The organism is Rhizorhabdus sp., assembly GCF_018006725.1.
Lineage (GTDB): Bacteria > Pseudomonadota > Alphaproteobacteria > Sphingomonadales > Sphingomonadaceae > Rhizorhabdus.
Window position 1 is genome coordinate 1 of record NZ_JAGMXV010000013.1, and the last position, 21692, is coordinate 21692.

General features: G+C 65.8%; 21 protein-coding genes. 13 read left to right on the forward strand and 8 right to left on the reverse strand.

Going from position 1 to position 21692, the window contains the following annotated elements; translation table 11 throughout:
- Positions 1–1033 (forward strand): ATP-binding cassette domain-containing protein (locus KAY22_RS03640; RefSeq protein ID WP_296620132.1); only part of this gene is annotated, 1033 nt, incomplete at its 5' end.
- Positions 1034–1054: 21 nt separating this feature from the next.
- Here KAY22_RS03640 and KAY22_RS03645 read toward each other — a convergent pair.
- Positions 1055–1936: a VOC family protein gene (locus KAY22_RS03645; protein ID WP_296620135.1), complete on the reverse strand. Its 882-nt coding sequence runs from the start codon at positions 1934–1936 to the stop codon at positions 1055–1057.
- A 165-nt stretch (positions 1937–2101) separates the two neighbouring features.
- Here KAY22_RS03645 and KAY22_RS03650 point away from each other — a divergent pair, with 165 nt between their 5' ends.
- Both KAY22_RS03650 and KAY22_RS03655 read left to right on the forward strand, forming a co-directional pair.
- A complete protein-coding gene (locus KAY22_RS03650; protein ID WP_296620138.1) occupies positions 2102–3250 on the forward strand; it encodes an LLM class flavin-dependent oxidoreductase in 1149 nt (382 codons plus the stop codon).
- 8 nt (positions 3251–3258) lie between these two features.
- Positions 3259–4014: an SDR family oxidoreductase gene (locus tag KAY22_RS03655; RefSeq protein ID WP_296620139.1), complete on the forward strand. Its 756-nt coding sequence runs from the start codon at positions 3259–3261 to the stop codon at positions 4012–4014.
- Positions 4015–4017: 3 nt separating this feature from the next.
- Here KAY22_RS03655 and KAY22_RS03660 read toward each other — a convergent pair whose 3' ends face one another.
- Positions 4018–5193 (reverse strand): helix-turn-helix transcriptional regulator, encoded by a 1176-nt coding sequence (locus KAY22_RS03660; RefSeq protein WP_296620141.1) that lies wholly within the window; start codon positions 5191–5193, stop codon positions 4018–4020.
- Between KAY22_RS03660 and KAY22_RS03665 the strand changes: the two genes are divergently transcribed.
- Positions 5192–6067, forward strand: a complete 876-nt coding sequence (locus tag KAY22_RS03665; protein ID WP_296620144.1) for an alpha/beta hydrolase — start codon at positions 5192–5194, stop codon at positions 6065–6067. The two genes, KAY22_RS03660 and KAY22_RS03665, sit on opposite strands and share 2 nt — an antisense overlap.
- 52 nt (positions 6068–6119) lie before the next feature.
- On the opposite strand, the gene KAY22_RS03670 is transcribed toward KAY22_RS03665, so the two are convergent.
- Complete coding sequence (locus KAY22_RS03670; protein ID WP_296620146.1) at positions 6120–7814, reverse strand: FAD-dependent oxidoreductase; 1695 nt, start codon at positions 7812–7814, stop codon at positions 6120–6122.
- Between the two features lie 120 nt (positions 7815–7934).
- On the opposite strand from KAY22_RS03670, the gene KAY22_RS03675 reads away from it, so the two are divergent.
- Together KAY22_RS03675 and KAY22_RS03680 are read left to right on the forward strand one after the other, a co-directional pair.
- The gene (locus tag KAY22_RS03675) at positions 7935–8555 is read left to right on the forward strand and encodes a nuclear transport factor 2 family protein (protein ID WP_296620149.1); all 621 of its coding nucleotides are present in this window, start codon (positions 7935–7937) and stop codon (positions 8553–8555) included.
- Positions 8555–9625, forward strand: coding sequence for an alkene reductase (locus KAY22_RS03680; RefSeq protein ID WP_296620152.1), 1071 nt, complete (start codon positions 8555–8557; stop codon positions 9623–9625). Before KAY22_RS03675 ends, KAY22_RS03680 begins: the two co-directional genes overlap by 1 nt.
- A 43-nt stretch (positions 9626–9668) precedes the next feature.
- On the opposite strand, the gene KAY22_RS03685 is transcribed toward KAY22_RS03680, so the two are convergent.
- Genes KAY22_RS03685 through KAY22_RS03695 form a run of 3 tightly spaced genes read right to left on the reverse strand, consistent with a single transcriptional unit; the run spans position 9669 to position 11645 of the window.
- Positions 9669–10316, reverse strand: coding sequence for a Dabb family protein (locus tag KAY22_RS03685; protein ID WP_296620154.1), 648 nt, complete (start codon positions 10314–10316; stop codon positions 9669–9671).
- Entirely contained in the window at positions 10309–10647 is a 339-nt protein-coding gene (locus KAY22_RS03690; protein WP_296620156.1) for a hypothetical protein, read from the reverse strand. Before KAY22_RS03690 ends, KAY22_RS03685 begins: the two co-directional genes overlap by 8 nt.
- Complete coding sequence (locus KAY22_RS03695) at positions 10644–11645, reverse strand: NADP-dependent oxidoreductase (RefSeq protein ID WP_296620158.1); 1002 nt, start codon at positions 11643–11645, stop codon at positions 10644–10646. Before KAY22_RS03695 ends, KAY22_RS03690 begins: the two co-directional genes overlap by 4 nt.
- 148 nt (positions 11646–11793) lie before the next feature.
- Between KAY22_RS03695 and KAY22_RS03700 the strand changes: the two genes are divergently transcribed.
- From KAY22_RS03700 to KAY22_RS03720, 5 genes are all read left to right on the forward strand, one after another.
- Positions 11794–12642: an SDR family NAD(P)-dependent oxidoreductase gene (locus KAY22_RS03700; RefSeq protein ID WP_296620160.1), complete on the forward strand. Its 849-nt coding sequence runs from the start codon at positions 11794–11796 to the stop codon at positions 12640–12642.
- Between the two features lie 33 nt (positions 12643–12675).
- Positions 12676–13575 carry an NAD(P)-dependent oxidoreductase gene (locus KAY22_RS03705; protein ID WP_296620162.1) on the forward strand — a complete coding sequence of 300 codons (900 nt, stop codon included), beginning with the start codon at positions 12676–12678 and terminating at the stop codon, positions 13573–13575.
- A gap of 4 nt (positions 13576–13579) precedes the next feature.
- A complete protein-coding gene (locus tag KAY22_RS03710) occupies positions 13580–14362 on the forward strand; it encodes an SDR family NAD(P)-dependent oxidoreductase (protein ID WP_296620164.1) in 783 nt (260 codons plus the stop codon).
- A gap of 31 nt (positions 14363–14393) precedes the next feature.
- Positions 14394–15059, forward strand: coding sequence for a TetR/AcrR family transcriptional regulator (locus KAY22_RS03715; RefSeq protein WP_296620166.1), 666 nt, complete (start codon positions 14394–14396; stop codon positions 15057–15059).
- Positions 15060–15129: 70 nt separating this feature from the next.
- Positions 15130–16362: a cytochrome P450 gene (locus tag KAY22_RS03720; protein WP_296620169.1), complete on the forward strand. Its 1233-nt coding sequence runs from the start codon at positions 15130–15132 to the stop codon at positions 16360–16362.
- On the opposite strand, the gene KAY22_RS03725 is transcribed toward KAY22_RS03720, so the two are convergent.
- The gene (locus KAY22_RS03725; RefSeq protein ID WP_296620173.1) at positions 16311–16769 is read right to left on the reverse strand and encodes a nuclear transport factor 2 family protein; all 459 of its coding nucleotides are present in this window, start codon (positions 16767–16769) and stop codon (positions 16311–16313) included. The genes KAY22_RS03720 and KAY22_RS03725 overlap by 52 nt on opposite strands.
- Before the next feature lie 245 nt (positions 16770–17014).
- Here KAY22_RS03725 and KAY22_RS03730 point away from each other — a divergent pair, with 245 nt between their 5' ends.
- Together KAY22_RS03730 and KAY22_RS03735 are read left to right on the forward strand one after the other, a co-directional pair.
- Positions 17015–18766, forward strand: a complete 1752-nt coding sequence (locus KAY22_RS03730) for an amidohydrolase family protein (protein ID WP_296620174.1) — start codon at positions 17015–17017, stop codon at positions 18764–18766.
- 22 nt (positions 18767–18788) lie between these two features.
- Positions 18789–20537 (forward strand): amidohydrolase family protein, encoded by a 1749-nt coding sequence (locus KAY22_RS03735; protein WP_296620175.1) that lies wholly within the window; start codon positions 18789–18791, stop codon positions 20535–20537.
- 155 nt (positions 20538–20692) lie between these two features.
- Here the strand turns inward: KAY22_RS03735 and KAY22_RS03740 are convergent, their stop codons facing one another.
- Positions 20693–21586, reverse strand: coding sequence for a hypothetical protein (locus KAY22_RS03740; protein WP_296620176.1), 894 nt, complete (start codon positions 21584–21586; stop codon positions 20693–20695).
- Positions 21587–21692 lie beyond the last annotated feature (106 nt).

Sequence of the window (21692 nt, forward strand, 5' to 3'; positions counted from 1 at the left end):
GATGCGCGCGGCCCGCAAGGCGATGATGGGCCCGCAGGGAACGGCGAAGCTCTCGATCGGGGCCGACGACGTCAAGACCAAGGTCGTGATCGACGCCGAGCACGTCACCAAGGCCTTTGGCGACCGGACGATCATCCGCGACCTGACGTTCCGGATCACGCGTGGCGACCGGATCGGTGTCGTCGGCGCGAACGGTGCGGGCAAGTCGACCTTGCTCAAGCTGCTGACCGGCGAACTGGCGCCCGACAGCGGCCAGGTGAAGCTGTCGAAGACGCTCGACGGCATCGTCATCGACCAGCAGCGCAAGCTGATGGCACCCGAGAAGCGCGTCCGCGACATCCTGGCCGACGGCGGCGACTGGATCGAGGTCCAGGGCAACCGGAAGCATATCCACGGCTATCTCAAGGAGTTCCTGTTCGAGCCGTCGATGGCCGAAGCCAAGGTGGGAACGCTGTCGGGCGGCGAGCGGTCGCGCGTCCTGCTGGCCCGCGAATTTGCCCGTCCGTCCAACCTGCTGGTGCTCGACGAACCGACCAACGACCTCGACCTGGAGACACTCGACCTGCTGCAGGAGGTGATCGCCGATTATGAGGGTACCGTCCTGATCGTCAGCCACGATCGCGACTTTCTCGACCGGACCGTGACAGTCACGCTCGGCCTCGATGGTAGCGGCAAAGTCGACATCGTCGCGGGTGGCTATGAGGATTGGGAAAAGCAGCGCGCGGCCGACGCGGCGGCGCGCTGCCGTCCGGCCGCCTCCAAGGCTGCTCCCCAGGCGCCAGCCGCAGCCAAGGCGAAGACCAAGCTGAGCTACAAGGACCAGCGCGAGCTGGATTTGCTGCCGGGCGAGATCGAAAAACTCGAGGCCGCTATTGCCCGCGACGAAGCTGCGCTCGCCGACCCCGACCTCTATGCCAGCAACCCCGCCCGTTTCGACGCCCTTACCAAGGCGATCGATGCGGCGCGGGCGAAGAAGGAGGAGGCCGAGTTGCGCTGGCTCGAACTGGCGGAAATGGCCGAGCAACTGGGCTGAGGCCCAACTGCGGGGCTATTTTCAGGCGGTGACGAGCGGCCGCATCAGCTCGATGCGCACGCCGTCAGGGTCGGCGCCGTGCATCAGTTCGATCACCGGGGTGCGCACATGCGCCGCCTCGACGAAATGGCCGCCGCGCGCGGTGAGCTCGGCTGCCGTCTTCTCGGGTTCGTCGTCCCAGAAGGCGATGTGGGTCAGGCCGAAGCGGTTGAGCGGGCGGCGTGTCCGCTGGCCCTTGCTGCCCGGCTCGAACACCTTGAGCAGTTCGAGCGTATTGCCCTCGGCGTCGCGGATCATCTGCGCGCGCAGCTTGATGCCGGGCACCTCGTTGATCACGCCGAGCCAGTCGAGGCCCTGGTCGAGGACATAATCCTCGGCGCGCTCGAAGCCGAGCGTGCGATAATAGGCCAGCGAGACGTCGACATCATCGACGCAGATCCCGCTGTGCGAGAAGCGCGCGGCGACGCCCGGCGCCTTCATCAGCTCGATCCGCACCCCGTCGGGATCGGTGCAATAGAGCATCGTCGTGTTGTTCTCGGCATAATGGGCGCGGGTGCTTTCATGCACATGGCCGCCCGCCGCCGCGATCCGCGCCGCTGCCGCGTCCATGTCGTCGACATAGAAGGACAGGTGGACAAGGCCATAGTCGAGCGTCGAGCGTCGCTCGCGCGGGCCGGATGCTTCGGGCGCGAGGAAGTGCAGCAGTTCGATGACCGGCCCGTCGGGGTGGCGGAGCATCTTTGCCCGCAGGCGGACGCCGGGCAGTTCCATGGTCTTGTCCATGTCGGCGCCTTCGATGATCCCATAGTCCTGATGGTCCTCGAACCCCAGGCCCTCGCGATAGAAGCGCTCGGAGGCCTGCATGTCGCTGATGCAGATCCCGCGATGTGACAGCCTGACCATATCGTCCCCTCCTCATGGGTTATGTCGTTGGATGCAGGGTGCCGCATGGGACCGCAGGCCGCATAGTCCGATTGGACGATGCCGCGCATTTCCCCGCCACATAGTCTTCCGTCCGGATGCAGCCGGCAAATCGAAGACCGGCCAGGTTTAAGGAGAGCGGACATCATGAAATTCTCGATCATCTACGAAGCGCAGATGGCGGACCCCTCACCCGAGTCGGAGGTGCGCTGCTTCAACGAGATCGTCGAGCAGGTGCTGCTCGCCGAGAAGATGGGCTTCGACACGGTCTGGTGCGTCGAGCACACCGCCCTGACCCAATATGCCCATATGTCCGCGCCGGAGACGATGCTGGCCTTTCTGGCCGGCAAGACCTCGCGCATCGGCATCGGCCATGGCGTCGTCTGCCTGCCGCCCGCGATGAACCACCCGGTGAAGGTGGCGGAGCGGATCGCGACGCTGGACATCCTGTCGGGCGGCCGCGTCCATTTCGGCATGGGCAAGGGCGGCACCCAGCAGGAAGCCGGCACCTTCGGCTATGACCTGACCCAGCTGCAGCCGATGATCGACGAGTCGATGTATCTGATCCCGAAGATCATGACGCAGGACGAGATCGAGCATGATGGCCAGTACATCCAGATCCCGCGCCGTCCGATCCACCCGAAGCCGCTGCAGAAGCCGCACCCGCCGCTTTATTATGCCTGCACGCGTGAAGCCACGCTGGAGCTGGCCGGCCGTCGCGGCATCGGCGCGCTCGTTCTGGGCTTCTCCGGCCCCGAGGAAATCGCCCGCAAGAATGCAGTCTATCGCGAGAATTTCCGTAACCGGAAGGCCGAGGATCAGGTCGGCGTCGTGCCGACCGAGCATCTCGCCGCCTTCTGCGCCGCCTGTGTGCTCGACGATCGCGAGGAGGCCCGTCGCATCGGCCTGCGCGGTCAGCGCTTCTTCGCCGAGGCGATCGCCCACTGGTATCAGGGTGGCCCCAAGCCCTCGATCGACGACCTGTCGGCCGAGGAGCAGGAAGCCGCGCTCAGCAAGGGCAAGGAAGCGATCGTCACCTATCTGTCCGAAGAGAAGATCGAGATCGGCGACGAACACACCAGCAACTATTCGGTCGCGCAGGACGCCTATGGCAATGCCGACGACTGCATCCGCTATGTGACGCGGCTGCAGGAAGCGGGCGCTGACGAGGTGCTGTTCCTGTTCCAGATGGGGACGATCCCGCACGAATCGATCCTCGAGACGATCCGCAACATCGGTACCAAGGTCATCCCCCACTTCCGCGATCAGCAGAAGACCGCGATCGCGGCGGAATGACCGGGCCCATGTTCGCGAACAAGGTCGCCATCGTCACCGGTGGCGGGTCGGGAATCGGCCGTGCCGCATCCCGGCGTCTCGCGGCGGAGGGCGCATCGGTCGTCGTCGCCGACCTGAACGGGGAGAGCGCGGAAGCCACCGCCTCTCTCATCGTCCAGGCCGGCGGCAACGCCATTGCGGTCAAGGCCGATATCTCCAGCGATACCGACAATGAGGCGATGTTCGACGCTGCCGAGCGCACGTTCGGCGGGGTCGACCTGACCTTCCTCAATGCCGGGATGCTGCAGCCCTATATCCCGTTCGATCAGGTGACCCCGGCGTTGTTCGACAAGATCATCGCGGTCAATCTGCGCGGGACCTTCCTCGGCCTGCAACTGGCGCTGGCGCGCTCGCGTCCCGGAGGCGCCTGCGTCGTGACGGCATCGGCGGCCGGGGTGATCGGTTTCTCCGAAGCGGCGGCCTATGCCACGTCGAAGCATGGCATGGTGGGGCTCGTCCGCTCGGCGGCGCGGGCCTTTGCCGAGAAGCAATTGCGGGTGAACGCGATCTGTCCCGGCATGGTGCTGACGCCGATGAACGGGCTGGAGCAGGACGACTCGATCAAGGCCGAACTCACCGACCCCGACTATCGCGGTGGCCTGTCGGCGCAGCATATCGCCGAGGTGGCGCTGTTCCTGCTGTCGCGCAACGCCGCCGGGGTGAACGGTCAGGCGCAGCTGGTCGATGCGGCGCTGCTGTCGTCCTTCCCGCCACTCGATCTCTAGAGATCAGCCGGCGGGGCGCGACAGGCTGGGCAGGCTCTGATGCACCAGCTGCACCAGCTGGCTCTGCCGCTTGACCCCGGTCTTGCCGAAGATCGACCGAAGATGGGCGCGCACGGTGTTGGCCGAAATGCCGAGCCGTGCCGCCACTTCGGCCGGCGCCAGTCCTTCCGCGAGATGCGCGGCGACGGCGGCTTCTCCCTGGGTGAGGCCCAGCAAGTCGCGGATCGCCTCGGCGGAGATGCGGGGCCCATGCGTCGGGTCGGTGAGGAACAGCACCAGCGCGGGGCCGCCGCCGGCGGAGACGAAGTCGGGGGCCGGCGCCTGTCCCGCGACCAGCAGCAGATCGCCGGTGCCCGAGGGCCGCTCGATCCGGATCGTCATCGGCGCGCCGTCCTCGCCGCGCGCAAGCCTGTCCTGAAGCTGGCGGCCGAGCGCGGCGTCGTCGAAGCTCAGCGCGCCGTTGCGCAGTGCGATTCCATCCTGCTCCGCCAAGATCGTCGAGGCGGGCGCATTGAGCCGCAGCACCTTGCCCTTGCGGTCGAGGATGATCAGCCCGACCGCCATCTGCGCGACCGCTCCAGCATAGATGCGCTGCTCGGTCTCGCCGGCCGCCAGCCGCTCGAACAGGGCGAGGGCGATGCGCAGATGGGGAACGATCTTCTCCAGCTTGCGCCGGTCCTCGATCGTGAAGCGTGGCTGATCGGCCGCGCGGGTGAGGCGCAGGCGCAGTTCGAGCCGGCTCGCCTCGCCGATGTCGACACCGAGGATCTCGTCGCTGGTATGCTCGACGAACTCGCGGAAGGCCGTCTTGCGATCGAGCATCGTCGCCGACACGAAATCGCGGAAATGCTCGACCTTGCCGTCGGGCAGGCCGATGAAGGGATCGTCGGCGAACAGGCGGCTGCTATAGTCGGCGCCGACGCCCGGATCGGCATTGGGCGTCAGTATCATGCCGGGCTGCTCGGCCGCGCGCGGCGTCAGGATCAGCGTGACCCAGGTCGCGCCCGACGCTTTCGACAGCCGGTCCAGGAAGGCCGCCCAGGGTTCTTCGTCCAGCAGGCTCGCGAACAGCGCGGCGAGCACGCCGGGCATGTCGTCATATTCTTCGGGCATCAGGTCCAGCATCAGGAGAGGGAATAGAATGATCGATCCAGCCTTGCAGCAAATGATTGATGCCATGGCCGCCAGCGGCTTTGCCTTGCCGGATCCGCTCGAAGCGAACGCGATGCGGGCGATGATGGATAATCCCATGCCGATGCCGCCGGTCGAGGTCGCCGAGGTGCGCGATGTCGAGGTCGATGGCGCGGCGGGACCGCTGCCCGCCCGGCTCTATCATCCGAAACCGGGCGAGACGCTGCCAGTCGCGGTGCTGTTCCATGGCGGCGGCTGGGTTGTCGGCACGCTGGAGACGCATGACGCACTGGCGCGCAAGATCGCGCAGGAGGCAGGCTGCGCCGTGCTGTCGGTCGGCTATCGTCTGGCCCCCGAACATCCTTTCCCCGCGCCGCTGCTCGACTGCGTCGCGGCGGTCGAAGGCCTGCCCGCGCGCGCCGCGAGCTTCGGCGTCGATCGCAGCCGTTATGCGCTGGTCGGCGACAGCGCCGGGGGCAATCTCGCGGCGGCGACCGCCCTGTCGCTGCGCGGCAAGCCGCATGCCCCGCTCGCGCAGGTGCTTTTCTATCCGGTGATCGACAATGATTTCGACAATGGCTCCTACCGCGCCAATGCGGCAGGCGGCTTCCTGTCGAACGAGATGATGGTCTTCTTCTGGAAAGCCTATGTCGGCGACGCGCAGCCGAGCGAACTCGCCGCGCCGATCCGGGCGAAGGATCTGTCGGGTCTGCCGCCCGCTACGATCATCCTCGCGGGGAACGACCCGCTGCACGACGAAGGTTTCGCCTATGCCATGAGGCTGCGCGAGGCGGGCGTGCCCACCGACCTCCACGATTTCTCGGGCGGCATTCATGGCTTTGCGAGCTTCTTCGGCCTTTCGCCGATCGCCGACCAGGCGGTGGCGCTCGGTGCGGCAGCGCTGAAGCGCGCCTTCGCCTGATGGCGGGCGGGGGGGCGGGCAAGCGCTCGCCACCCCGCCGAGCCTTGCCCGTTCAGGCGGGTTCGTTGATCCCGATCGCATCGGCGGCGGCGAGCCATCCGAAGGTCATCGCCGGGCCGAGCGTCGCACCGGCGCCGGGATAGCTATAGCCCATTACGGAAGCAGCGAGATTGCCGACCGCATAGAGGCCGGGAATGGCGCTGCCATCCTCGCGCAGCACATGGGCGCGGCCGTCGGTGACGAGGCCGCCATTGGTGCCGATGTCCCCCAGATAGAGCGGGATCGCATAGAAGGGCGCCTTCTCGACCGTGCCGAGCGAGGGGTTGGGCGAGACGCGCGGGTCGCCATAGAGCCGGTCATAGGTCGCATCGCCCCGCCCGAAATCCTCGTCGCGGCCCTGACCCACCATGGTGTTGAAGCGCTGGACGGTCGCTTTCAGGGCGACAGGATCGACCTTCATCTTCTCGGCCAGTTCGCCGATCGCGGATGCCTTGACCAGCACCTGCCGCACGGCGGCGGGCAGGATCGCGTCGGGAAAGCCGGGGATCACCGGGCCAGCCGGATAGCGGGCGCGATAGCGCGCGTCGAACACCAGCCAGCTGGGATCGGTGCTCGCACCCGGCTTATGGCGCGCCATCATCGCCTCGCCGAAGCGATGATAGGACAGCGCCTCGTTGGCGTAGCGCTTGCCCGCCTGGTTGACGATGATCGAATAGGGCAGGGCGCGCTCGACCGTGGACAGCCGTGCGCGGTCCTCGCCGGGGATGCGGAAGACGGGCGCCCACCATGCGGAGTCGAGATTGCGCGTCGCGGCGCCCAATTTCATTGCGGCGAAGAGGGCATCGCCCTCATTGTTGACCTGCGATCCGCTCGCCTGCGGCTGATGCGCCCCGGGCAGATGCTCCTCGCGTAGCGCGGCATTGCGCTCGAAACCGCCCGCAGCGAGGATGACGCCCCGGCGTGCGCCGATGCGCAGTTCGCGGCCCTCGTGGCGCACGGTAGCGCCGACCACCTTGCCGCCTTCTTCGATCAGGCCGGTGAAGGGGCTCTTCAGCCAGAAGGTCGCCCCCGTGCGGTCGAGCGCCTTGCGGAGCTGCGCCATCAGCGCGGTGCCGAGCGTCAGGCGGCGGTCACGCGGGCTGCGCAGCCGTTGCGGAATGTCGAGCCAGTAGCCGGCCATCACCTTCAGCGTGACGCCCAGCCAGCCCTTGGGGCGGAACAACACGGTGTTGGTTTCCGACAGCTTCCAGTTGATCCGGCCCCACAGGCTGGCGGCCGGCGAGGCGCGCTGCATCGTATCGAAGGTCGCGCGGTCCATCGTTCGTGCATCGACCTCGCCCGGCATCAAATGGGTGCGGAAGCCGTCGCGGCTGCCTTCGGTCTCCGGGTAATAATCGGGATAGGGCAGGGCGGCATATTCCACGTCCGCCTCGCGCTCGATCCAGGCGAGCATGCGGTGCGCGTTGTCGATGAAGGCGCGGATCTGCTCGTCCTTGACGTTCGGCGCGGTCAGCCGGCGGACATAACCGAAGGCTTCCTCCAGATCGTCGGGCCGGCCGGCGGCTGCGGCGAGATGGCTTCCGGGAATCCAGATGCCGCCCCCCGAGGTCGCCGACGTGCCGCCCCACAGATCACCCTTTTCGGTCACGAGGACGTCGGCACCTGCCTTGGCCGCGCGCAACGCCGCCACCAGCGCGGCAGCGCCCGACCCGACCACCAGCAGATCCACTTCCCGATCGAACGCCATGTCCCCTCCCGTAATCGCTTATCGTGTAAAACTACACTATGCGAAGCTGATCGAACGTGTATCAACGCAAATCGACAGTTTCCAGTGGAATGATGCTGGAGTCTGCGTTGGGAGGGAGCAGTGACCGACGATATCCTCAAGCGGCTCGACCGGCTCGAGTCGATCGATGCGATCCGCCAGCTTGCGGCCAAATACAGCCTCGCCCTCGACATGCGCGACGCCGATGCCTGGGTCGGCCTCTTTCCGGAGGACGTCAAGGTCGGCGACGGATCCACCGGCCGCGCTGCGCTCCGCGACTGGTTCGACCAGACGATGCGCCAGCAGTTCGATGGCACCTCGCACCATATCGGCGGCCATATCATCGAGTTCGACGATCCCGACCATGCGCAGGGGGTCGTCTATTCCAAGAACGAGCATGAGACCGGCCCTGAATGGGTGATCATGCAGATGATCTATGTCGACCGCTACGAGCGGATCGATGGGCGCTGGTATTTCCGCCGGCGGCTGCCGCTCTACTGGTACGCGACCGACCTCAACAAGCCGCCGATCGGCGCGCGCAAGATGCGCTGGCCCGGTCGCGAGCCTTATGAAGGCGGCTATCATGACTATTTCCCGTCCTGGAAGGAGTTCTGGGCGCGCAGCGGGCCGGCCGACAGACCCGTTGCCGAGCCGGCGCCGCTGGAGAAATTCATCGCAACGATGCGCGGATCGGCCGCCGCGCCCAAGGTGAAGGTACGCTGATGCCCGGACTGTTCGATCCCGTGCGCCTCGGGGCGCTCGACCTGCGCAACCGCATCGTGATGGCGCCGATGACGCGCAGCCGCGCGGACGACGCCGACCGGCCGACCGACCTGCACGTCGATTATTATGCGCAGCGCGCCGACGCCGGCCTGATCGTGAGCGAGGGTATCCACCCGTCGATCGAGGGCAAGGGCTATCCCCGCACGCCGGGTATCTATGACGACGCGCAGCGCGTGGCCTGGAACAAGGTGACCGACGCGGTCCACGCGCGCGGCGGGTCGATCGTAGCCCAGTTGATGCATGTGGGCCGCATCGCCGCCGAAGCCAACCGCCCCGCCGGAACCGATATCATCGCCCCGTCCGCCATCCAGGCCAATGCAAAGCTGTGGACAGCCACCGGCATGTCGGGGACGATGATGCCCCGCGCGCTGGAGACGTCGGAAATTCCAGGCGTGATCGAGGCCTATGCTTCGGCCGCCGCACGCGCGATCGCGGCGGGGTTCGACGGGGTCGAGCTTCACTGCACCTCGGGCTATCTGCCGGCCCAGTTCATGGCGACCGGCACCAATCGCCGGACCGACGGCTATGGCGGTTCGGCCGCAAACCGGGTGCGCTTCGTCGTCGAGACGCTGGAAGCGCTGGCTGCGCGGATCGGGGCCGATCGGGTCGGCTTCCGCATCTGCCCCGGCAATCCGTTCAACGATCTGCACGACGAGGATCCGGCGGAAACCCATGCCACCCTGCTCGATGCGATCGACGGGCTGGGGCTCGCCTACTGCCATCTGATCGCGATGGACGTGCCGCAGGGGCTCGATCATCGGGCGCTGGCCGCCGCGCACTGGCGCGGTCCGCTGATCCTCAACGAGAGCATCGATCAGGTCAAGGCCGAGGCCCTGCTGTCGGACGGGGCGGCCGACGCCATCTCCTTCGGCCGGCCCTTCATCGCCAACCCGGATCTGGTCGAACGTTTCCGGCAAGGGCACCCGCTCGCCACCTTCGATCCGATGCTGATCTATGCCGAAGGCGCGCGCGGCTACACCGACTATCCGGCCTATTCGCCAGCCGACTGATGCGAGGCAAGAGGGAAGGGCGCTCGCCCCTCCCTCCCAGCTGTCAGGCGACGATCACCGGTTGCTCGATCGCGCAGAAGGTGTGGACGAGCAGCGGATGGACGAGGAACTCCGGATATTCGGGGTCGAACCAGCGCTCGACATGCGCCCAGTGCGCCGGGTGCATCATATAGGGTCCTTCGAGCCCCGCCCGGTCGGCATATTCCTGTTCCCAGACATGCGTCCATTCGTGGAGGCCCGAAGCCTCATCTGCGGTGGCGACCTGCCAGCGGCGGATCGACGAGATCGCCTTCGGCAGCGATGAGGTTTGCTGCCCGAACTGGTCGAGCCTTTCCGGCGTGGGGTTTACCGAGGCGCGGAACAGGGCGACGCGATACAGTCCGCCGCCGTCGACGGGGCCGCCGACCGTGCCATTGGCATAGGACACGATATCCGCATGGGGGGTGACGGCCGGGTCGGCGAGCAGCCGGGCGGCATGTGCCCAGGCGTCGCTGGCCAACGCCGCCTCACAAGCCGCGCGGTCGGCGAAGCTTCCGCGCCAGATCGCATCACCGCCATTGTAGACGCCGGGAAGGGTGGGGGCGAACAATATCGAGGCGCTGTCGATTGCCGCACTCGCCTCTGCGATCGTGCGCATCGCTTCGTCGCGGTGCTCGGGCGCGAAGGTCGGGATGATCAGATGGTTATACATGGGCGAGCGCCTCCAGCGCCTCGGCGGGCGCATAGGTGCCGCGCTTGCGCGAGAGTATGAACGGCGGCGCGGTCTCGTTCCACCACCGATAAACCGCCTCGTCGCCGCGCGCCTGATGCTTGGCGCCCCAGACGCTGCCGGCATGATCGGCCTGCCAGATCAGCAGCAGCCGGTTGGGTGCGTCGTCGAGCCACATCGCCGGCTCGACCATTGTCTGGACCAGCTTGAGCCCACGCGCCTCGTTGCCGGGGGCATAGTCGGCCATATAGGCCTTCAGAAAGGCCTGGCCCATGCCGGGCCTGGTTTCGATTTCGTCGACGATCCAGATCATGACAGGGCCTCGTTGACCGCGAGAAGGATCTTGCCGCGGACATGGCCGTCCTGAATGCGGCGGTGCGCCTCGCCCGCCTGCGCGAGCGGCAGGATCTCGATCGCGGGGGCCTTGATCTTGCCGGCGCCCATCGCGTCAACGAGCGCGTTCAACTGGCGCTCCTGTCGGGCGAAATTGGCGATGGTCGGAACGATCGCCACGCCCAGCTCGGCGGCGCGCGCGGGGTCGGGCATCGGTTCGTCCGCGATCAGCGTACCGATCGGCGCGACGATACCGCCCCGGCGGACCATCTCGATCGAGTCGAGCAGCGTTCCCTGGCCGACCGTGTCGACGACGAGGTCCACGCCATCGGGCGCCCAGGCTGCGACCTGCGCCCGGACATCGCCCTGGCGATAGTCGATCGCGAGATCGGCGCCGAGGCTGCGGACATAATCGACATTGGCGGGGCCGCAGGTCGCCGCGACCTTCGCGCCGGCCATCTTCGCCAGTTGCACCGCGAAACCGCCGGTGCCGCCCGCGCCGCCGTTGACGAGGACATGCTGGCCCGCCTTGGTCCCGCCGACATCGAACACCGCTTCCCATGCCGTGATCGCCGCCGTCGGGATCGAGGCAGCGTCGCGCAGCGCAACATGGTCGGGCAGCTTCACCACACGCTCGCGGTCGGACAAAACATATTGGGCGTAGGAGCCGCGCTCGCCCTTGCCCTGGTTCGATGCGGTCACGACGCGGTCGCCGACCGCGAGACCCGTGACGCCCTCGCCCACCTCGGCGACGAGGCCCGCAGCGTCGAAGCCGACGACGAAGGGGAAGACATATTGGAAATAAAGCTGGAGCCAGCCTTCACGCGCTTTCCAGTCGGCCGGATTCACGCCGGCATAGGCGACCTGGACGACGACCTGTCCGGGGCCGGCGCGCGGACGTTCGATCTGCGCGAGTTCAAGAACTTCGGGCCCGCCGAACCGGTTGAGGACCATCGCTTCCATCATGTCACCGGACATCGCCAGCACCCTCCTTATGATCTATCTCGCAATATTGTGCCGAGATGAAAACGCAAATGCAAAGTCAAACTGTCATATCGCTGCGCATTGCGTTGTATAGGCTTGCGATCGGCGGTGGGTCGCGTTAGCCATCGAGTCGAACGACAAGATGATCCACATGGAGGGGATGGTGTACGATTTCACGGGCAAGACCGTGCTGGTCACCGGAGGAGGCGTCGGTATAGGGCGCGCTGCCGCCGAGGCGTTCCGCGATGCCGGCGCGCGTGTCGCAATCATAGAGATCGACGAGCAGCGCGCGGCGGATGCAAGGTCAGCTCTCGGCCCGGACGCGCTCGTGGTCGTCGGCGATGTGACCGATCCTGCGGCTGTGGCGGCGCTCGCCGAGAAGGTCGATGAGGCCTTTGGCGGGCTGGACGTCCTCGTCAACAATGTCGGCGACTTCCTGATGCTGGCCAAGCCGTTCGACCAACTGACCGACGAGGAGGTCGGCCGGCTGTACATGACCAACCTCGGCCAGGTCTTCTCGGTCACCAAGGCAATGATACCGCTGCTGCGCAAGAAGGGCGCCGGGAGCAGCATCGTCTGCGTATCCTCGATCGAGGGCTTCCGCGGCATTCCCAACTGCGCCGTCTATGCGGCGTGCAAGGCGGGGCTCACCGGCTTTGCCAAGAGCCTGGCGCTGGAACTCGGTCCGGAAGGCATCCGCATCAACCTGATCGCGCCGGAGACGACCGACACCCCGCAGGTGCCGGTGTCGCTGATGATTCCCGAGGAACATCGCGAGCATATCCCGCGCTGGATCCCGCTCGGCCGCTTCGGCATTCCGCAGGACATGGCGTCGGGAATCCTGTTCCTCGCCAGCCCGCATGCGGCCTGGATCACCGGCACCGCGCTGCATATCGACGGCGGCGCACTGGCCGCGGCCGGCTGGTACCGCGATCCGCGTGGCGTCTGGACCAACGTGCCCGTGCTGTCGGGCAACGGCCTCAATTTCTGATCTGCCCCCATTTCTGACCCGAGGGAAAAGCATATGAAGATCATCGTCGTCGGCGGTGCCGGCATGATCGGCGGGCGCGCTGCGCTCCATCTCAAGGCGAAGGGGCATGACGTCACGGTCGCCGGGCGCAATCCGCCGGCCACCGGCACGCCGCTCGGCGACCTGCATTTCCTGCGGGTCGACTATGTCAACATGGACTTTGACCGCGATGCGCTCGGCCAGTTCGATGCGCTCGTCTTCGCGGCGGGCAACGACGTCCGCCACCAGCCCGAGGGCGTCGGCGATCAGCATTGGCACGATGCCAATTCGGTCGGCGTGCCGCGCTTCTTCGAGGCGGCGAGGAAGGCCGGCATCAAGCGCGCGGTCAATGTCGGCAGCTTCTATCCCCAGGCGGCGCCGCACCTCGTCGAGACCAACGCCTATGTGAAGTCGCGCAAGGTGTCGGACGAGGGCGTGGCCGCCCTTGCCGACGACGGCTTCGTCGCGATGAGCATCAACGCGCCCTTCGTCGTCGGTGCGGTACCGGGCCTCGTCGTCCCGATGTTCGCCGCTTATACCCAATATGCCGAGGGCAAGTTCGCACCGATGCCCGAATTCGCGCCTCCGGGCGGCACCAACTTCATCTCGACCCAGTCGCTCGCCGAGGCGATCGAGGGCGGGCTGGAACGCGGCGAGCCCGGCGGTTCCTATCTGGTCGGTGACGAGAATCTGTCCTTCCAGGATTATTTCGGGGCCTTCTTTGAGGGTGTCGGCCGCGAAAAGCCGCCGGTGCGCGACGAAGAGCATCCAATGCTGCCCGATGGTGCGATCTTCTTCGGGCGGGGCAACAGCCTGTTCTACGACACCGATCCCAAGGTTGCAGAACTGCTCGGCTACCGCCGCAATGACATCGTCCCGGCGATCCGCGAGATCGTCGCCCAATATCGGAGCTGATCGCATGACTGGCGCGCTGGAGGGCAGGGTCGCGATCGTCACGGGCGGTGCCGACGGCATCGGCCGGGGCGTGGTCGAGCGGTTTCGGGCCGACGGTGCGCAGGTGCTGCTCGCCGACTTCGACGAGGAAGGCGGACATAAGGCGGCAGAGGAGACGGGGGCGCATTTCTTCCCCTGCAACGTCATGCAGAAGGACCAGGTCGAAGCGATGGTCGCCGAGGCGATCGCCCGCTTCGGCACGGTCGACATTCTGATCAACAACGCCTGGGGCGGCACGCAACTCGGCCGGATCGAGAATAAGAGCGACGCTGCGATCCAGCACGGCCTGACCATGGCGCTGATGGCGGCCAAATGGGCGATGCAGGCGGTGTTCCCGGTCATGAAGGCGAAGCGCTGGGGACGTATCGTCAGCATCGCGTCGCTCAACGGGGTCAACGCGCATATCGGGTCGGCCGAATATAATGTCGGCAAGGAGGCGCTCCGCGCCTTCACCCGGACCGCCGCGCGCGAATGGGCGGGGCACGGCATCACCTGCAACATCGTCTGCCCGGCGAGCATCAGCGCGGCCTATCGCAAGTTTCGCGACATGAATCCGGAGACGGCGGCGATCATGGCCGCGCAGAATCCGATGGGACGCATGGGCGATCCGGTCGAGGATATCGCGCCGGTCATCGCCTTTCTGTCGAGTGAGGACAGCCGCTATCTGACCGGCAATACGCTGTTTCTCGACGGTGGGTCGCACATCAACGGAGTCGCCTGGGCGCCGGAGCTTCCCGAGGACGCTTGATTCCCGGTCAAAGCACGGGAAGATGGCCCGCGTGGACACCAAATCAGATTCTATCCCCGCCCGGCCTGCGGGACGCCCGCGCCGCCTGACGCTCGATCGCCTGCTCGACACGGCGATCGAGATGGGCCTTCCCGACCTCAACATGAAGGAACTGGCGGCGACGCTCGGCGTCGGCATCGCAACCCTCTACCGCTATGTCGACAATCGAGAGGCGCTGATCCGGCTTGCGGTCGGCCGGCAGGCGATCCGTGCGCTGCCGATCGACAGGGGGCAGCCCTGGCGCGAACTGGTGATGGATCACGCCACCTCGCTGTTCAGCTCGGTTGGGCAACAGCCCTCGCTGGTGATCGAGTTCGTCGAGGCGCGTTGGGGGATCGAGGTCGAGCTCGAATCGGTCGATGGCTTTCTCGGTGCGCTCAAGGCGCGAGGCTTTACTGCGCGTGAGGCGATGGACCTCTATCGCGCGATGGCGAAGGTCGTGCTCGGCGCGGCCGTCGCGGCCGGACATTTCGCGGCGCTCTCGGCGCGGGGCACCAACCAGGCACGCGAACTCAAGACGGCGCTGGAAAGCTGGGACGAGGACGAGCTTCCTCATCTGCGCGCCGCCGCCGACGATTATGCGGACGAGGCCGCTGCGACGGCGTGGCGGCCGATCCTCGAAGCGGTCATGGAGCAGATCGCCGGTCACCATCCCTGATGGCACTTTCGGTCAGGTTGCCGGATCGGTGAGGTTATGATAATTCGGTTCCGTAAATGGAGCCGTTCTGATGGATATGGAAACGACGATCGAACCCGATGAGCGGCGGACCGCCTTTGGCCGCCGCCCATCGCGCGTGCCCGTCGAGCGCGACAAGAACGGCACCTGGCACATCCGCAGCTTTGCCGCCGCGCGCAAGCTGCTGCGCAGCGATGCGACCAAGCAGGCGGGGTTCAAGGCCGAACTGCTCGAGCGGCTGCCGGAGAAGGGCAAGGTCCCGATCCTGTTCCTCGAAGGCAAGACGCACCGCGAGCAGCGCCGGCTGACCGCCCCCTTCTTCACGCCGCGCGCGGTCGACAGCCGCTATCGCGAACTGATGAACGACCTTGCCGACAAGGTGATCGGCGACTTCCGTCGCGCGGGGCGGGGCGAACTCAGCACCATGGGCATGGAGATGGCCGTCGGCGTCGCGGCGCAGGTCGTGGGCCTTACCGACAGCCGCAAGCCCGGCCTCGACAAGCGGATCAACGCCTTTTTCGCCGATGGCCTCGAAACTGCCGAGGGGGCGCTGCGCAAGGCCTGGCAGGCGCTGGTCGCGCAATATCGGCTGATGCGCTTCTACTGGTATGATGTTCGGCCGAGCGCGAAGGTCCGCCGCGCGGCGCCGCGCGAGGACGTGATCTCGCACCTGCTGGCGGAGGGCTATAAGGACACCGAAATCCTGACCGAGTGCATCACCTATGGTGCCGCCGGGATGGTTACGACGCGCGAGTTCATCACCGTCTGCTCATGGCACCTGCTCGAGAATCCGGTGCTGCGCGACCATTATCTCGCCTCGGACGAGGATGCGCGTTACGCGTTGCTCGAGGAGTTGCTGCGGCTCGAACCGGTGGTCGGCACCATCTTCCGCCGCACGACCTGCCCGGTGTCGGTCGGCGAGTCCGAGATCCCCCAGGGCGCGCTGGTTGCGGTGGACGTCCGCGCGGTCAACGCCGATCCGGCCGTCAGCGGAGAGAGGCCGCTCGCCGCCCAACCGGGCCGCTGCCCGGCCGATCGAGCGGGCGGGCCGGTGCTGAGCTTCGGCGATGGCCATCACCGGTGTCCTGGCTCCTTCCTCGCGATCCAGGAGACCGACATCTTCCTGCTGCGCCTCCTCGCGATACCGGGGCTGCGTTTCGAGAAGGTGCCGGACGTGACCTGGAACGACCTCGTCACGGGCTATGAGCTGCGCAACGCCTGGCTCGCCTGCGATCAGGGGCCGGCGACGACCTCGGACGGGCCCTCGGTCAGGGCGACGGTGTAGACCCGGCGCGCCACGCGCCAGCCGGCGGGCGTCCGGACCAGCTCGTCCGCATATTGCCCCCACATCGAATAGAGCGCGCCGTCCCACCGGCCGCGTCCACGATGGACCGCATAATAATGGACCTTGGCGGTCGCCCGGTCGCCGTCGACCGCGATACGGAAGTTCAGCACATTGTGGTGGGTGGCGCCGCAGCTCGAATCGGGGCCCAGATTGGCGTGCATCGACGCAATCAGGCTTGCCCGGTTCGGGCTGATCACGCCCGGTCCCAGCGCCTGCGTGTAATCGCCGACGCAATCCTCCTGGAAGACCTCGTCCATCCGGTCGAAATCCTTGGCGTCGACGATCTCGCAATAGCGGATGTAGACCTGCTGGATCGCATCCTTGTCGATCAGTTCGGTAAGCGACATTCCTCTCCCCTTTCGACACAGCTTTTGCGCAATTTGTTCGCCTCTTGGCCAGCGCCGAGGGAGTGAGGGATCATCTGATGTATCGTTATGCGTCGCTGGCTGATCCCGTATTCTGCGCATGGCGCGCGCCTTCCTTGTTCCGTCCCAAGCCTGCCGATAGCTTCGGTCCACCATCATAGGCCGGCATGCGGAGGGCGTGACCGGATCGGTGACCAACCGACATTCAGAGTGGAGAGGAAGAGGCCATGGCCGACATGCTGATCAAGAACGGCACTATCGTCGACGGCACCGGCGCCGAACGCCGCGCCGGAGACGTCCGCATACAGGGCGACCGCATTGTCGAGATCGGACAGGATCTGGACCCGCGCGAAGGCGAGGAGCAGTTCGACGCGACCGGCTGCATCGTCGCGCCCGGCTTCATCGAAGCGCACACCCATTATGATGCGACCATGTGGTGGCAGGCGGACCTCGATCCGCTCCCCGGTATCGGTGCGACCACGATCATCACCGGCAATTGCGGGTTCACGGCCGCGCCCATGTCCGACGACAAGGACGCGCAGCTGGAGATGGTGAAGATCTTCTCCTTCTTCGAGGATATCCCGCTCGAGCCCTTCCTCAAGCATGTGCCGTGGGACTGGCGGACCTGGTCGGAGTATAAGGCGTCGGTCAAGGAGAAGATCCGGCTGCCGCTCAACAATGCGGCCTATGTCGGCCATATCGCAATCCGAATGGCATCGATGGGTCTCGACGCCTGGAAGCGCCCGGCGACGGCCGAAGAGCGCAAGGTCATGGCCGCGATGCTCGACGACGCGCTCGCCAATGGCGCGCTGGGCCTGTCGACCAACCTGCTCGATCATGACGGCGAAAACCGACCGATCCCGACGCTGGTCGCCGACGATGCCGAATTCTCGGCGCTGTTCGACGTGCTCGATCGCTATCCGAATTCGACCTTCCAGTGCATCATCGACGTCGCCCTGATGCGCGATACCGGCCCGGCCCAGACCGACCGCATGGCGAAGCTGCTCAAGGGCCGCAAGCTGCGCACCCAGCTGACCGGCGCCATCCCGACCGTCGCCTATCAGAAATATCTGCTGCAGCCGATGCGCGACCGCGTCGAGCAGATGCGCAAGGACGGCATCGACGTGTGGCCCGGCTATGCCCATGTGCCGCTGACCGGCCAGCTGAGCCTCTACAAGTCGCTGATCTTCGCCCAGTCGAACGACTATGTCTGGCACGAGGTCGTTCTGGCCGACGGCGCCGAGGCCAAGGAAAAGCTGTTGCGCGATCCGGAATGGCGCGCCCGTGCCCGCGAGAGCTGGGACACGCAATGCTATCCGCAGTCGCCGATGAACAATCCCGGCATGCTGCTGCTGACCAAGCTCGGCTCGGACAATGGGGCAGGCCCCTTCTGCACCCTGCTCGAATATGCCGAGGAACTGGGCCTGCACCGGTCGGACGCGATGGCGGAATGGCTGCTGCGCAATGGCGTCCTGTCGACGGTGCGCATGGCGCCGTTCGACATGGACGACGACGTGGTGGTCGACATGATCCGCGATCCGAAGACCGTCGGTAACATCACCGACTCCGGCGCGCATCTCCAGATGCTCTGCGGTGGCGGCGAGAACCTCGTCTATTTGACCAAATATGTCCGCGACCAGAAGGCGATCAGTCTTGAGGAAGCGGTCCATTCGATGACGGGCAAGCTCGCTAACCACTTCCACCTGACCGATATCGGCGAGGTGAAGACCGGCAAGCGCGCCGATCTGGTCGTGTTCGATTTCGCCGAGATCGAGCAGCACGACATGGAGAAGGTCTATGACGTCACCGACGGCAAGGGCGGCATCACCTGGCGCTACACGCGCAAGCCCGCCCCGATGAAGCTGACGCTGGTCAATGGCGAGGCGACCTTCCGCAACGGCGCCTACACCGGGGCCAAGCCGGGTGCCTTCCTGGAGCCGGCTGCCGTTGCCGAGCCGGCCGCGATCGCGGCCGAATGAACGTAGGAGTGGAGTAGTTCAGATGACAAATATGCTTATTCGCGGCGGCAAGGTGATCGACGGTACCGGTGCCAAGGCTTTCGATGCGGACGTCCGCATCGAAGGCAACCGCATCGTCGAGGTCGGTTCCGGTCTCGCGCCGCGCGCCGGGGAAGAGGTCTTCGATGCAGCAGGCTGCTATGTCACGCCTGGCTTCATCGAAAGCCACACCCATTATGACGCGACCATGTGGTGGCAACCGGATCTCGATCCGCTCCCCGGCAATGGCGCCACCACCGTCATCCTCGGCAATTGTGGCTTCACCGCCGCCCCTCTGTCGAAGGAGAAGGCCGCGCAGTTGGAGATGATCAAGATCTTCTCCTTCTTCGAGGATATCCCCCTGAAACCGTTCCTGCAGCATGTGCCGTGGGACTGGGAGACCTGGTCGGAATATAAGGCATCGATGGCGCGCAACGTCACCGTGCCGACCAATTATTCGGCTTTCGTCGGGCATATCGCGCTGCGCCTTGCCGCTATGGGCGTCGAGGCCTGGGAACGTGCCGCGACCGCCGAAGAAATCGCGCGAATGGCCGAACTGCTAGAAGACGCCCTCGCGGCAGGTGCGCTCGGCATGTCGGACAATCTGCACGATCATGACGGCGATGACCGCGCCATTCCGACGCTGCTGGCAGACGATGCCGAGTTCGAGGCGCTGTTTTCGGTGATGCAGCGTTATCCGGGCACGACCTATCAGTGCATCATCGACACCTTCATGCGGAAGACGGGCCCGGCGAGCCTCGAGCGCCTCGGTCGCCTGACCAAGGGCCGCGGCATCCGCATGCAGATCGCGGGCGCGGTGCCGACGCTGGAATTCCAGAAGGACATCCTGCCGAAGCTGCAGGAGACGCTCGGACGCCTGCGCGCCGAAGGCGCGGACATCTGGCCGGGCTATGCCCATGTCTCGCCGACCAGCACGCTCAGCCTGATCAAGTCGCTGATCTTCGCGCAGTCGAACGACTATGTCTGGCACGAGGTCGTCCTCGCCGAGACGCATGAGGAGAAGGCGCGGCTGCTGGCCGATGCGGACTGGCGCGCCCGTGCCCGCGAAAGCTGGGACACCAAGGCCTGGCCGCATTCGCCGATGAACAATCCGCAGGACCTCTATCTGCTGGACAGCGAAAATGGTGCCGGCCCGGTCGGCATCACGCTGAAGGACTTCGCCGACAGCCGCGGCCTTCACCGCTCGGATGCCATGGCGCAGTGGATCCTGGAGAACGGCACGCGTTCGACGGTTCATATGGCACCCTTCCCGAAGGACGAAGGGCTGACCGTCGAACTGATGAACGACCCGCGGTCGGTCGGCAACATCTCCGACGCCGGCGCGCATCTGCAGATGCTGTGCGGCGGTGGCGAGAATATCCTGCTCCTCACCAAATATGTGAAGAACGGCATGATCTCGCTCGAACAGGCGATCCATATCAAGACCGGCAAGCTGGCCAATTTCTTCGGCCTGCACGACACCGGCGAGATCAAGGCCGGCCGCCGCGCCGACGTCGTGGTCTTCAATCTCGACGAGATCGCCTATCGCGACATGGAAAAGCGCTTTGACGTGCCGGATGGCGACGGCGGCACGACCTGGCGCTTCACCCGCCAGGCCGCGCCGATGCGTCTGACGCTCGTCAATGGCGTCAAGACCTTCGCCGACGGTCAGTATACGGGCAATCGCCCGGGCGAATATCTGGCCCCGACCGAGGTTGCCGCCGGGCAGCGGGCGCTCGAAGCGGCCGAGTAAGCGACATCGAAGTCGAATAGGGGAGCGGGGATGATGCCTCGCTCCCCTTTTTTGTGCCTGCCGCCCCGGTGAGCCTGCCCGCATTCAATGTGCAAAAGGAAAGGGCGCCGCCGGTTGCCCGGCGACGCCCTTCCTGACGAAAATCGGTTCGACGCTTATTCGGCGGCGGTGGCCATCGCGTGGTCGTCGTTCGCGCCGCGCGGGTCTTCGCTGACAGCGGTCGTCCAGGCCCACTCGCCCGGGGGCGGCGGGTTGGTAATGCCATATTCCTCGCGGATGTCCTGCACCTGCCAGTCGAGATAGTCGCGGAAGGGGATCAGGAAGAGCGGATGCTTCCAGGCGCGGCCCTGGGCGGCGCCGATGTCCTCGGCGTCGAGTTCGACCTTGAACGCTTCCGGATAGAAAAGGCCGCTCTTCATCGTCGTCTTCGCCTTCAGATAGGTGCTGACGCGGTTGAAGAAGGCGGCGAGCTCGGGCGTGAAATATTTGTAGAGCGCGCGCGAATTGGCGGCGAGCAGCGCGACCTCACCGGCGTGGTTCGTTTCGAACCCGGTGATCATATGCTCGATGTCGTGGGTGTGGGTCCGCTCCTTCATATAGAAATCGAAGTCGGTCTTGATTTCCATGCCCTGATAGAAGTGGTCCATATTGTAGCCGCTGTTGACTACGAAATCGTGGATCACAGCGCGCAGCGTACCGGGCTTCGGATCCTTGAGCTCGTCCATCGTGAACAGCGAAATCTTGCGGCCGTCGAGCCATGCCTTGAACTCGGGCAGACGCGCCTTCTCTTCCTCGAACAGCTGGAAGATGCGCGGCCAGTCCTCGAGCTCCATCAGGATCTTGACGACATTGGGGATGTAGGCGGTGTTCGGAAGCTCGGGGCCGTTGCGGCGCAGCATCTCCTGCGCGATCAGCGTGCGGAGCTCCGCATGGTTGAGATAGGGCGACGAGCTGATCAGCGTCGAGCTCTGCGTCGTGATGTTTGCGCCGGTACCGTTGTAATAGGCGAAGTCGGCGTCGCTCACTTTCGCTGCGATATTGTCTTCCATGTCCGCTCTCCTGCTTGAGCCCCTCGTGGGGGCAGCCTCTCCGATGGCGTAAAGCTATTTCGGAACCTATTTCACTTATACGGGGGCAGCAAGGGAAATGCGCCGG